Annotated in this window: 10 protein-coding genes and 4 pseudogenes; 10 read left to right on the forward strand and 4 right to left on the reverse strand. The window is 40.0% G+C overall.

The genetic code is table 11. The features are described 5' to 3' along the window. The 5 genes and pseudogenes from bcrA to WS44_RS07250 all read left to right on the forward strand — a co-directional run. Positions 1-352: pseudogene (gene bcrA / locus WS44_RS07235) on the forward strand (bacitracin ABC transporter ATP-binding protein BcrA); the annotation flags it as partial. After that, on the forward strand, positions 345-1,094 hold the full coding sequence (locus WS44_RS07240) for an ABC transporter permease (RefSeq protein WP_002576323.1): 750 nt from the start codon (positions 345-347) through the stop codon (positions 1,092-1,094). The pseudogene bcrA and the gene WS44_RS07240, both read left to right, overlap by 8 nt. Further along, a pseudogene (bcrD, locus tag WS44_RS07245) lies at positions 1,094-1,528 on the forward strand (bacitracin resistance undecaprenyl-diphosphatase BcrD); the annotation flags it as partial. The gene WS44_RS07240 and the pseudogene bcrD, both read left to right, overlap by 1 nt. Further along, positions 1,502-1,843, forward strand: coding sequence for an SLAP domain-containing protein (locus tag WS44_RS10075; protein WP_288145714.1), 342 nt, complete (start codon positions 1,502-1,504; stop codon positions 1,841-1,843). The pseudogene bcrD and the gene WS44_RS10075, both read left to right, overlap by 27 nt. 167 nt (positions 1,844-2,010) lie before the next feature. Further along, positions 2,011-2,847 (forward strand): aldo/keto reductase, encoded by an 837-nt coding sequence (locus WS44_RS07250; RefSeq protein ID WP_046433865.1) that lies wholly within the window; start codon positions 2,011-2,013, stop codon positions 2,845-2,847. 66 nt (positions 2,848-2,913) lie between these two features. Here the strand turns inward: WS44_RS07250 and WS44_RS07255 are convergent, their stop codons facing one another. The 3 genes and pseudogenes from WS44_RS07255 to WS44_RS10285 all read right to left on the reverse strand — a co-directional run bounded on the left by WS44_RS07255 (position 2,914) and on the right by WS44_RS10285 (position 5,333). Beyond that, positions 2,914-4,242, reverse strand: coding sequence for a solute carrier family 23 protein (locus WS44_RS07255; RefSeq protein ID WP_013437375.1), 1,329 nt, complete (start codon positions 4,240-4,242; stop codon positions 2,914-2,916). A 23-nt stretch (positions 4,243-4,265) separates the two neighbouring features. Further along, positions 4,266-4,796, reverse strand: coding sequence for a bifunctional pyr operon transcriptional regulator/uracil phosphoribosyltransferase PyrR (gene pyrR, locus WS44_RS07260; protein WP_046433867.1), 531 nt, complete (start codon positions 4,794-4,796; stop codon positions 4,266-4,268). A gap of 197 nt (positions 4,797-4,993) precedes the next feature. Then, a pseudogene (locus WS44_RS10285) lies at positions 4,994-5,333 on the reverse strand (HAD hydrolase family protein). Positions 5,334-5,459: 126 nt separating this feature from the next. Here WS44_RS10285 and WS44_RS07270 point away from each other — a divergent pair. Continuing rightward, entirely contained in the window at positions 5,460-6,929 is a 1,470-nt protein-coding gene (locus WS44_RS07270; protein WP_013437379.1) for an MFS transporter, read from the forward strand. 31 nt (positions 6,930-6,960) lie between these two features. Here the strand turns inward: WS44_RS07270 and WS44_RS07275 are convergent, their stop codons facing one another. Next, complete coding sequence (locus tag WS44_RS07275) at positions 6,961-8,160, reverse strand: MFS transporter (protein ID WP_013437380.1); 1,200 nt, start codon at positions 8,158-8,160, stop codon at positions 6,961-6,963. 92 nt (positions 8,161-8,252) lie between these two features. On the opposite strand from WS44_RS07275, the gene WS44_RS07280 reads away from it, so the two are divergent. The 4 genes and pseudogenes from WS44_RS07280 to WS44_RS07295 form a co-directional block, all read left to right on the forward strand. Beyond that, positions 8,253-9,335, forward strand: coding sequence for a M42 family peptidase (locus WS44_RS07280; RefSeq protein WP_013437381.1), 1,083 nt, complete (start codon positions 8,253-8,255; stop codon positions 9,333-9,335). Between the two features lie 97 nt (positions 9,336-9,432). Next, positions 9,433-11,055: an ATP-binding cassette domain-containing protein gene (locus tag WS44_RS07285; protein WP_013437382.1), complete on the forward strand. Its 1,623-nt coding sequence runs from the start codon at positions 9,433-9,435 to the stop codon at positions 11,053-11,055. A 96-nt stretch (positions 11,056-11,151) separates the two neighbouring features. Next, the gene (locus WS44_RS07290) at positions 11,152-12,072 is read left to right on the forward strand and encodes an aldo/keto reductase (protein ID WP_013437383.1); all 921 of its coding nucleotides are present in this window, start codon (positions 11,152-11,154) and stop codon (positions 12,070-12,072) included. 81 nt (positions 12,073-12,153) lie between these two features. Further along, positions 12,154-12,370 (forward strand): annotated as a pseudogene (locus WS44_RS07295) (XRE family transcriptional regulator); the annotation flags it as partial.

The raw sequence follows: 12,370 nt of genomic DNA on the forward strand, positions 1-12,370 counted from the left end.
AAGCCATGTTTTAAGCGAGATTGAACAGATAGCAGATATTATCGGCGTTATGCACGAGGGGCATTTAGTAGAGGAAGTGAATATATCCGAGCTTCACAAAAGGAATCGAAAATACATTCAATTTGATTTATCTGACAGTGAGATAGCCGGAAAGATTTTAGAAAACCACTACCACATGACGGATTTTACAGTGCAGGACGGTACGGTGAGAATTTATGACTTTAGCCAAAGTGTTGGAGAAATCAATCGAGAATTTGCACGAAATGGACTGCTCGTGACAAGGATAAATGATAGTGAGGAAAACTTAGAGGACTACTTTTCTAAACTGATTGGAGGTGGCGGTATTGCTTAATCTTATTTCTTGTGAATTATTAAAACTAAAGCGTTCAAAAATGGTGCTAATTAGTGTGGCAGGGGTATTATCTACCCCACTTTTGATGTTAATAGAAGCCTTGCAAACACATTTTGATAAGCCGGAGATTATCTTTACCTTGTCTGACATATACAGCGACAGTGTACTGTATATCATGCTGCTGGTAAACATTATGATATATGTGGCAATTGCAGCTTACTTGTTTAGCAGAGAGTACACAGAAAGCACCCTCAAAACCATATTGCCCATACCCATTTCAAGGACAAAACTATTAATTGGAAAATTTTGCACCCTGCTTCTTTGGATTGTTATGCTAACCCTTGTAACATGGGCAGGTATATTTATCGTTTGTGGGCTATATGACGCTGTCTTTACATTGGAGGGATATAGCTTACTAGTGGCAATAGTATGGCTCCCCAAGTTTTTGTTTGGCAGTATCCTGATGTTTTTAACAGTTTCTCCTTTTGTGTTTGTTGCTATGAAAACAAAAGGATTTGTCGCCCCGATGATTGGCTCTGCCGTGATTGTCATGGGAAGTGCCGCACTTTCAAATCAAGAATGGGGAGCGTTGTATCCGTGGACAGCCACCTATTTCTTGGTGCAGGGTAAACTTCAGAGTACCGGCTATCCTACACTGCTGTCTGTATCTATTATTATTCTTGTATCAGCAGTTGGTTTTCTTATGACCTTTCATCATTTTAAAAAGGAGGATTTGAAATAATGGTACTTGATTTTATAGAAATTTTAAAAGTTATTTTTCTTGGAATTGTTGAGGGTATTACTGAGTGGCTACCTATCAGCAGCACAGGACATATGATTCTTGTGGACGAATTTATCACACTTAATATGAGCGAAGCATTTAAAGAAATGTTTTTTGTTGTTATTCAACTTGGAGCTATACTCGCAGTGGTTGTAATGTTTTGGAACAAGATGTTTCCCTTTCAATTTAAGAACAAAGCACAGTCAATTGTTAAAAAGGATACTTTCTCGTTGTGGTTCAAGGTTGCGGTAGCTTGTGTACCGTCAGCTATTATGGGGATTCTATTTGATGATTATTTGGATGCTTACCTCCAAACCCCCATTGTGATTTCAATCATGTTAATCTTTTATGGTTTGTTATTCATTCTCATAGAAAATTGGAATAAAAAGCGTAGTTTAATTAAAGTGTTAGATAATGCTAAAGTATATAGAATTAAGGGCGGAAGATTTTATCGTATTGGTAAAAATAGATTTGTAAAAGTTGGAAACGTTGAAAAATTCACAATCCAAATTAACATGCATGCTACTATTGCAGGTCGTAAGAATCGTAAAGTTCATGTTTCAAACTCTAATGGTAAGCATATAAATAAGTATGTAATTGCTGGTCATAATTATAGATTTGATCGTAAAAAGGTTATTAAAGGTGAAGTTTATTACCGAATCGCTAATAAAGATCAGTGGATTAAAGAAAATAAGTTGATTTTTAAATAAAATAAATAGTATTTATTAATAAAGTTTAGATTGGTATGCAAAAAGAGGAGAGATTTTTTATATCTCTCCTCTTTTTGTAATTATTCTGTGAAAATGATCGTCTTTTTTCTTTTCCCAGGAAATAGATGCTAAAATAAGTTAAAAATTATCTTTCAGAGGAAAACAACATGGAAAATTTCGTCACATTAAACAATGGAGTAAAAATGCCACGCCTTGGCTTCGGCGTCTATCAAATCGATGATCTCGCACAAACGCAACAAGTCGTCGAAGATGGTCTAGAAATCGGCTATCGTCTGGTTGATACAGCACAAATTTACGGTAATGAACAGGCAGTCGGGGATGCAATCAAGCGTAGCAACGTCCCACGTGAAGACATCTTCATTACTTCAAAAATCTGGGTCAATGATTACGGCTACGACAACACGCTCAAGGCCTTCGATGATTCAATGAAGAAACTGCAACTCGATTACATCGATCTTTATCTGATCCACAAGCCATACAACGATTATTACGGCACCTGGCGCGCACTTGAACGCTTATACAAAGAAGGTCGCATTCGTGCGATCGGCGTCAGCAGCTTTTGGAATGAACGCCTTGCCGATCTGATTACTTTTAATGATGTGAAACCAGCCGTGAACCAGATTGAAACTAACGTCTGGAACCAAGAGTGGAAGTCACAAAAGTACATGGAAAAAGAGGGCGTGCAGCCTGAAGCCTGGGCACCATTTGCGGAAGGAGCCAACCATATCTTTACCAATCCAGTTCTAGAAGAAATTGCTGCAAAGCATCATAAAACTACTGCTCAAGTAATGCTGAGATGGTTCTTGCAAAGAAACTATGTAGTGATTCCAAAGTCAGTTCATAAGAAGAGATTGGCAGAAAACTTCGATGTTTTCGATTTTGAATTAGATGCTGAAGATATGAAGAAGATCAAGACCTTGGATCAAGGTCACAGTATTTTAGAGGATGAAATGGATCCAGAAATTGTTGAGAGTTTTAGATAAAAGACTATAAAAAACAGGAGTCCAAATTTAGGACTCCTGTTTTTTATAGTCAGTTAAATTCTACATTTATTGGTAAATCTTACCGTCTTGTTTTTGCTTATTCTTTTCTTCAAGTGCCTTTTCACTAGCAGCCTTCTTAGGTAATAACCAGTTCAAAAGCATCCCGATAATAGTGGAAAGAGCAACTGAAGTTAATTGGAAGTTACCCAATTGGAGGTAAGCACCACCAATACCGATAACCAAGATAACTGAAGCAATCAACATGTTACGCTTTTCGCCAAAGTCGATTTGGTCATCAACCAAAATTTTCAAACCGTTTGAAGCGATAGTACCAAAGAGCAAGAATGAAATACCACCGATAACTGGCATTGGAATTGATTCAATCAAGGCAGCAAGCTTACCAACAAAACTGAAGATGATGGCACAAACTGCGGCACCAGCAAGGACCCAAACTGAGTGAACCTTAGTCATGGCTAACACACCGATATTTTCACCGTAAGAAGTGGTAGGAGGACCACCGATGAAACCGGCAATAATTGTGGAAATACCGTCACCCATCATGGTTCTGTGAAGACCAGGGTTCTTGAAGAAGTTACGCTTAGTCAATGAGTTAAGCACCATAATGTGGCCCATGTGTTCAGTCATCGTAACGAAGGCAATTGGTGCCATCGCAAGGATGGCTGCTGGGTACCATTTGAAGTGGTAGCTGATGCCCATTACGTCAAGGGCTGGCACTGAGAACCAGGCAGCTTTTTCAACGCCTGAGAAGTCAACGATGCCCAAGAAACAAGAGAGAACATAGCCACAAATGATTCCAAGCATGATGGAAACCAAACTAGTGAAGCCCTTGAAGCACATTTGGAAGATCAAAGTCATTACCAAAGTGAAGATGGCAACACCGAAGTAAGTTAAGTCATACTTTTGGTGGTTCATCATGGCGTCGTTTGCGGCAGTAGTAGCAAGTGACAAACCAATAACGATAATGATTGGTCCAACCACGATTGGTGGCAAAACCTTGTTAACCCAACCAGAACCAACCTTGGCAATGATCAAAGCCACGATTACGTAAACTAAACCAGAAGCAATCGCACCTTGAGCAACTGCAGGATAGCCGTCAGTCTTCATCAATGCTTGCATAGTCGCAACGAAGGCAAAACTTGAACCTAAGTATGCTGGGATCTTAAAGTGGGTCAAGATCATGTGGACTAAAGTACCGACACCTGATGAAAGCAGGGCGATACTTGGGTTGATTCCGATTAAGATTGGAACCAAAACGGTAGAACCGAACATGGCAAACATATGCTGCAAGGAGAGCAGGATACCTTGACCAAGTTCAGGCTTTTCGTAGACGTCTAAAATCGCGTCCGGGTTTCTAAACTTTTCTTTTTCACTCATTCAAATACTCCTATCAAATACTCCTATTTGTTCATGATATCAATGCCGTCTTTATCATCGACTTCGGTCATTGATACTTTAACTTCCTCATCCATTGCGGTAGGGATGTTCTTACCGATAAAGTCAGGGCGAATTGGCAATTCACGGTGACCACGGTCGATTAAAACGGCCAAGTTGATCTTAGCTGGGCGACCTTGATCCATGATTGCGTCAAGGGCAGCTCTAATTGTTCTACCGGTGAACAAAACGTCATCAACTAAAACAACGTTCTTGTCAGTGACATCAAAGTCGAGTTGTTGACCATGAATCATCTTTTCCTTTTCGCTTTCTGGCAGGTCATCACGATATTGAGAAACATCGATTGCTCCAACGGGAACATCAACGTCTTCAAGATTCTTAAGGTTCTTAGCAATTCTTTGAGCTAAGTAAAGGCCTCTAGTTTTAATACCGATTAAAACTAAATTTTCCGTACCCTTGTTGCGTTCGATAATTTCGTAGGTCATTCGCATTAAGGCACGTTTCATACTAATTGCATCAACAATTTCTTTTGCCATATATTTTTCCTTTCTCGGATGACCAAAAGAAAAAGACCACCAAGGACACTGAGTCCAAGATGGTCTTCTGTTTCTGCTAGCACAAAAAAGACTAGCTCACGCAGATTTCCTTCTTAGCCTCACAGGACTAACTTTAAAGGTCATCACTATACTTTTCTTATATTAAACTAGCAAAAACGGATATTGTCAAGCAGATTCTAAAGAATGTTCTTTTCGATGTAATTCAAAACTCCTTCGTCGTCGTTAGTGTCAGTTACGTGGTTGACCACTTCAAGAACTGCTGGAACGGCGTTCTTCATTGCAGCGCCATCGCCGACTTCACGCAGCATTTCCAAATCGTTGCCGCCATCACCGAAGGAACACATTGTAATCGGTGAAGAAATCCTTGAGTTGATAATATTGGTTGCCGCTAGCTACGACGAAGTGAATGCCTTTTTCATCAAGCTTAGAATGAAATTCCTTGAATCTAGCTTCGTTGTATTTGCTTTGTGAATTTAAAAAAGTTCCGTCCATGTCGACAGCGATTAATTTGATCATAAAAATTGCTCCCTTTGAAATGATATTTTTATTTCATCATGAAATCGCTTACCATTTTGACAATTATGGAAGATATCCTGCATACTATTTTTAGTTGAAAGTTTTTAAGTAAAAGGGTGAGATTGAATGAATAAAAAGCAAATTTCAATGGTAACTTGGTCCTTGCTTTTAGCAAATATTATGTCAGGACTGGACGCTACCATTATTAATACTGCAATTCCGGCGATTGTTTCTGACTTGCACGGAATTCAATATATGGGCTGGATCGTTGCCTGCTTCTTGCTGGGGATGTCCGTTTCAGTACCAATTTGGAGCAAATTAGGTGAAAGAATGGGCAATAAATTTGCTTTTGAACTTTCACTTGTCCTCTTTATTGTAGGGTCGCTGCTTGAAGGGGTAGCGCCAAACATTTACTTCTTCTTAATTGCCCGGATCTTGATGGGCGTTGGTGCCGGCGGGATGGGTTCACTGCCTTATGTCATCGTTGGGTATATTTATCCAAATATTAAAAGAAGAACAGTCATTTTGAGCTACATTGCGGCCAGCTTCAGTGCGGCATGTATTGCGGGACCGCTTGTTGGTGGCTGGATCGTTGATGCCCTTTCTTGGCACTGGGTCTTCTACATCAATGTCCCATTAGGACTGATTTCCATTATTTTGAGTTTTATCTTTTATCGCGATGTGCACAAGGCTAAGGAAAAAGTACACTTTGACAAAATGGGTGCCTTCACTTTGATCGCTGGCTTGTCCTGCTTTTTAGTTGGAATTCAGATGCTGGGTTTAGCTAGTGGTATCATGGTTGCAGCTTTCGTCATTATCGGAATTGCCTTACTTGTTGCCTTTATCTTTGTGGAAAAGAAGGCAGATAGTCCTGTTGTACCGTTGAGTGTTTTTATGAATAAAGCGTTGGTGGGCGACTTTATCCTGTTTGCCCTAGCATGGGGTGCTTATATTTCAGTTAACACTTATTTGCCAATGTGGTCGCAGGCCATTTTAGGGACCTCCGCTTTAATCGGTGGGATGACCTTGATCCCTAACTCCATTTTGGATATCGCCGGTTCACAAAGCGCGCCATATTTCTTGCGTCACTTTAGCAATTATCGTTTGCTCATTATCGATTTTACTTTGATCGTCATTACCGTTTTAGGCTTGATCTTGGTGCCAATGAACACGCCATATCAAATCTTGATGATCATTGCAGCTTTATCTGGTTTAGGTGTAGGTTCGATCTTTGTTATTTTGCAGATCAAGGTGCAGATTGACGCCAGTGAAAAAGATATGGCACCGGCTACGTCACTGAGTTTCTTGATTCGAATTCTTGCTCAAACTGTGATGGCTGCCATTTATGGGGTCATCATGAACTTGGCTTTGGCTCGAGGAATCGCCGGCCATCGCGGCATTACGATGACCATGATGAACAAGTTGAGTGATGCGGAATCGGCTAAGAGTTTGCCAACTGCATTATTGCCAATCATGAGAAGAATTTTCCATTCAGGAATTATCGAAATTATGTATGTGGCACTGTTTTTAATGATTTGTGCGTACGTAGTTAACTTTATTTATAACAGACATGAAGCCAAAAAAGTGGCAGAATAAAAAGCTTGAGATTTTTCTCAAGCTTTTATTTTTACTGTAAATTGCGAATGACGTTGATTCTGAACAAAAGTAGATTGATTAATACGATCACCGTGGTGACGATGAAGACCATGCTATAGTTGAACATCCCTGATACGAATGAACCAAGTAGCGGTCCTACGATGTTGCCGATGTACATAGCCGACTGGTTCCATGAAAAGATACGGCCAGTAACGGCGGCAGGTGAGTTTTTGGTTAACATCGTTTGTACTTGTGGGAATAAACAAGCGTCAGAAAAACCAACTAAAAAGCGCAAAATTCCTAATTCAACTGTGTTTCGTACAAAAGCGGTCAGGAAGAAGAAAATTGATGCCGCAATAAAACCAGCCACGATGATTTTGTGAGTACCGATTTTATCACCGAGTGCACCGAAGCGGGAGGCCACTAGGAAAGTAGCAATCCCAGGAAGGGCGGCGATAACACCAGAGATGAAGACAACGTTGCCATGGCCATTAAGTAATTGGCGGATATATAGTGAAACGATTGGGTTAATGGAGTTATTAGCTGCTTGAATAATTAAAGTGGTTAATAGCAAACCAAAGATCAGATGAGGCGAACGAAGCGACTTAATTACGCCGCTGGCCTTGTCCAATTTTTTCGCGGTAACTGGCTTAAAGTCGTCTTCATGAACGAAGAATAGAACTAAGATTGAGCATAATAAGAGCAAGCCACCAGTGATCATAAAGGTAATGCGGTATGAAAAAATTGATGTTAAAGCACCACCAACAAGTGGTCCCAGCAAGGTACCGGCAGTGGTCGCTGAAGCAATCGTTCCTAGAGCTTGTCCAGAATTTGTCTTCGGCGTTTCGGTGGCAACTAAGGCATTAGAGTTGGAAATAAAGCCGGCAAATACACCTTGCAGCATTCTAAGCAAAAGCAATTGCCAAACATTTTGGACTAACCCCATGCAGGCGATAACGACGGACATCCCGATTCCAGCCCGCAAAATCATTGGTTTACGTCCTTTTTTATCAGCTAATTTGCCCCACCAAGGAGAAACAACCGCTGAAACGATGAACGTACCAGAATAAACGATCCCGGACCAGAAGTTAAGTTGTTGGTGAGAGAAGTTGCCTAACGTGTTAATGTATAACGATAAGAAAGGCATAATTTCTGAAAATGCGATCCCTGCAATGAAGACCGCGATCGATAAGACGAATAGATTTTTCTTCCAAATAGGTTTTTCTTTCACGATGCAAACCCTCCTATATTTTAGTTTAGCAAAAAATAAAGATAAAGAACTATGATAAAATTTGATGTAAGGACTTACAGAAGGAGAAAATTATGGAAAAAGCACAAGAAATCGAAATGCTTAAAGAATTCTCAGATGCTAACGCTACATCTGGTTTTGAAGAAGAATTCGTTAAACTTTTTACTAGCTATGCAGAAAAGACAGCCAATATTGAGACTGACGGGATGCTCAATGTTTATGCATCAAAGAAGGAAAACAAGGGCAACCGTCCTGTAATTCAACTTGATGCCCACTCAGATGCGGTTGGTTTCATCACCCAGGCCGTTCGTCCAAATGGTTTAATCAAGTTTGTTCCACTCGGCGGCTGGGTAAAATACAATATCCCTGCTTTGAAGGTTAAGGTTAGAAACCGCGATGGCGAATACATCCCTGGTGTTGTCGCAACTAAGCCACCACACTTTATGACTGCTGCTGAAAGAAACAACGTGCCTGACGTTGCCGATATGTCAATTGATGTTGGTTCAAGCAGCCGTGAAGAAACAATTAAGGACTACAAGATCGACACAGGTTGTCCAATCTTTGTTGATGTAAAATGCGAATACCACGAAAAATCTGGTTTGTTCTTTGGTAAAGACTTCGACGACCGTTTTGGTGCCGGTGCGATGATTGACGTTTTGGACAACTTGAAGGGTGAAGAAACTAACTTTGATGTTGTTGCCGCTTTGTCTAGCCAAGAAGAAGTAGGTCTTCGCGGAGCTTACGTAACTGCTAGAAAAGTTAAGCCAGATCTATGTATTGTACTTGAAAGCTGTCCAGCAGATGACACCTTCACTCCTGATTGGCTTTCACAAACCGGTTTAAAGCGTGGACCAATGCTTCGCGATATGGATACTACTTTCTTGCCAAACCCTAAGTTCCAACAATATGCTTGCGACTTGGCTGACAAGATCAACATTCCATACACTCGTTCAGTTAGAACTGGTGGTGGCCAAGACGGTGCCGCAATTTACTACGAAAATGGTGCACCAACGATCGTTATTGGTATTCCAGTTCGTTATGAACACTCACCATATTGCTTCAGTAGTTACAAGGACTTCAAGGCATCTGTTGATTTAGCTACTGCAGTTATTCGTGATATTACCCAGGAAAAGTTAGACAGTTTCAAAAAGTTTTAATCTTAATAAAAATTAAAAAAGCAGGTTTTCTATTTATTAGAGCTTGCTTTTTTGCTATACTTAGACATTATTTTATATTAAAAGTGAGGTATAACGATTGATTACAGTATCCGACTTAAGTCTTAAATTTGGCGGCCGCACACTTTATGAAGACGTAAATTTAAAATTTACTCCGGGCAACTGCTACGGCGTAATTGGTGCAAATGGTGCCGGCAAGTCAACTTTTCTTAAATTATTAGAAGGCAAGCTTGAACCAACTACAGGTTCAATTAGTATCGATCCTAATGAGCGTATGTCTAGCTTGAATCAGGACCACTTCGCCTTTGATGATTTTTCCGTAATGGACACCGTAATTCAAGGACATAAAGAACTTTACCAAGTAATGAAGGACAAGGATGCCCTTTATGCTAAAACTGATTTTAGTGATGAAGATGGGGTTAAGGCAGCTGAACTTGAAAGTAAATTTGCTGAACTCGATGGCTGGAACGCCGAAGCCGATGCTTCAAAACTATTGCAATCTTTAGGCATCCCTGAAGAAGAGCATCAAACACTCATGAAGGAATTGCCAGAATCCGAAAAGGTTAAGGTGCTTCTTGCTCAAGCGCTCTTTGGTAATCCTGACATTCTTTTACTCGACGAACCTACTAACGGTCTTGACGTGCACACCGTTGAATGGTTGGAAAACTTCTTAGCAGATTATCCTAATATCGTGATCGTAGTTTCCCACGACCGTCACTTCTTAAACCAAGTATGTACTGAAATGTGTGACGTTGACCGTGGCAAGATTCAACTTTACGTTGGTAACTACGACTTCTGGTACGAATCAAGCAAGTTGGCTAACGAACTTGCAGCTAACCAAAATGCTAAAAAAGAAGAAAAGATTAAGCAATTGCAAGAATTTATCGCTCGTTTCTCAGCTAATGCTTCTAAGTCTCGCCAAGCTACTTCACGTAAGAAGCAACTTGATAAGATCACTTTAGATGACATCAAGCCATCTTCACGTAAGTATCCATTCGTTAAATTTGAAATGCACCGCGATTTGGGTAATGACTTAGTTAAGGTAGAAAACGTTTCTTATTCAGTTGATGGTGAAAAGATTTTGGACAACGTTTCATTTATCGTACGTCCTGGAGATAAGGTGGCCTTTTTATCACGTAACGCCTTGGCTACTACTGCATTACTTGATATCGTTGCCGGTAAGATTAAGCCTGATTCAGGTACAGTAACTTGGGGTCAAACTACTGCCTTTAATTACATGGCGCGTGACTTGAACGCTAACTTCAACAACGATGATTTGACTATTCTTGATTGGCTTCGTCAATATGCCACTAAAGAACAAGATGACAATACTTTCTTGCGTGGCTTCTTAGGTAGAATGCTCTTCAGTGGCGATGAAATTGAAAAGAAGATCAAAGTTTTATCCGGTGGGGAAAAGGTACGTTGCCAATTGTCACGCATGATGCTTGAACCAGCCAATGTTTTAATCATGGACGATCCAACTAACCACCTTGATTTGGAATCAATCACCGCATTGAACGATGCTTTGGTTGCATATCCTGGTTCAATTTTGTTCACTTCTCACGACCACGAATTCATTCAAACTATTGCTAACCACATTATTGAAGTTGGTCCTAAGGGTATCGTTAGCCGCCAAGACACAACTTACGATGAATTCTTGGACAAGGACAGCATTCAAGAACAAGTTGAAAAAATCTATTAATAAGTAAAAGCTGATTTATCAATTAGATAAATCAGTTTTATTTTGCTCAAAAATAGCGCATAATAAAGGCAAAATAGTAATGAAAGGACTTACATTATGAAGCAAATAAAGATGGGTTGCACCACTTTGGATATTCCTGCCATGGCCTTAGGTATTATGCGAATGGACAAAAAGAGTATTCCCGAAGCTCAGGTTGCCATTCAAGCCGCTTATGATTCAGACATCAACTTTATCGATTCTGCCGATATTTATGGCGGTGGCAAATCTGAAGAAGTATTTGGTCAGGCTTTGAAGCAAATGAATCTTAAACGTGAAGATTTGTTTATCCAATCTAAGACAGGCATTGTTCCTGGTAAACGCTATGATTTTTCAAAAGAGCATATTCTGAAAGGTGTCGATGGCATTTTGGATAGAATGGGGATCGACTATCTTGACGCCTTGGTACTTCACAGACCTGATGCCTTATTTGATCCAGAAGAAGTGGCAGAAGCCTTCGATCAACTTCAAGCTAGTGGTAAAGTACGTTTCTTCGGTGTTTCCAATTTTGATTCTGCCCAATTTGAATTGTTGCAAAATTCACTCAGTCAACGTTTGATGTTTAACCAATTGCAGTTTGGTTTGAAGCACACAGGAATGATTGACTTCGGGATGCACATGAACATGCTTGATAATCCTTCTATTGATCGTGATGGCCAATTCTTGGATTATGCTCGCTTGCACCACGTAACTGTTCAAACCTGGTCACCATTCCAATATGGGATGTTTGAAGGTGCTTTCATTAACAATGACGGCTTCCCTAAACTGAATGCGGAATTGCAAAAGTTAGCTGACAAATACAACGTAGGTAAGAATGCCATCGCAGCAGCCTGGATCTTACGTCACCCTGCGAACATGCAAATGCTAGTTGGTTCAATGAATCCAGAACACATTAAAGATTCCGCAAAAGGCAGCGATATTGAGCTTACTAGACAAGAATGGTATGACTTATATCTTGCAGCAGGTAACTATTTAGCTTAAAAATTAGTTATAAATTTAATATTTTTAACTAATTTTTTGTTATAGTACGGCTGTAGATAGAGAAAGGAGGGGAGACTTATCATGCAAAAACAAGATATGATCTATGAAGATTTTATGGAAGATCGTGCAATTAAAATGTTCAAGGATGACGAATTGAACTATTCCGTTTATGCTCAGGTTTTTACTACTGATAACTTGCCGTTTTCACCAATTACCGGTGATAAAAAACATATCTTTTTTGACTATGACCAAGCAGCCACAGATGGCGTTGCAATTAGTGATGTGTGCGGCAACAAGT

Origin of the sequence: Lactobacillus sp. N54.MGS-719 (assembly GCF_000980505.1) — a bacterium.
Lineage (GTDB): Bacteria > Bacillota > Bacilli > Lactobacillales > Lactobacillaceae > Lactobacillus > Lactobacillus amylovorus.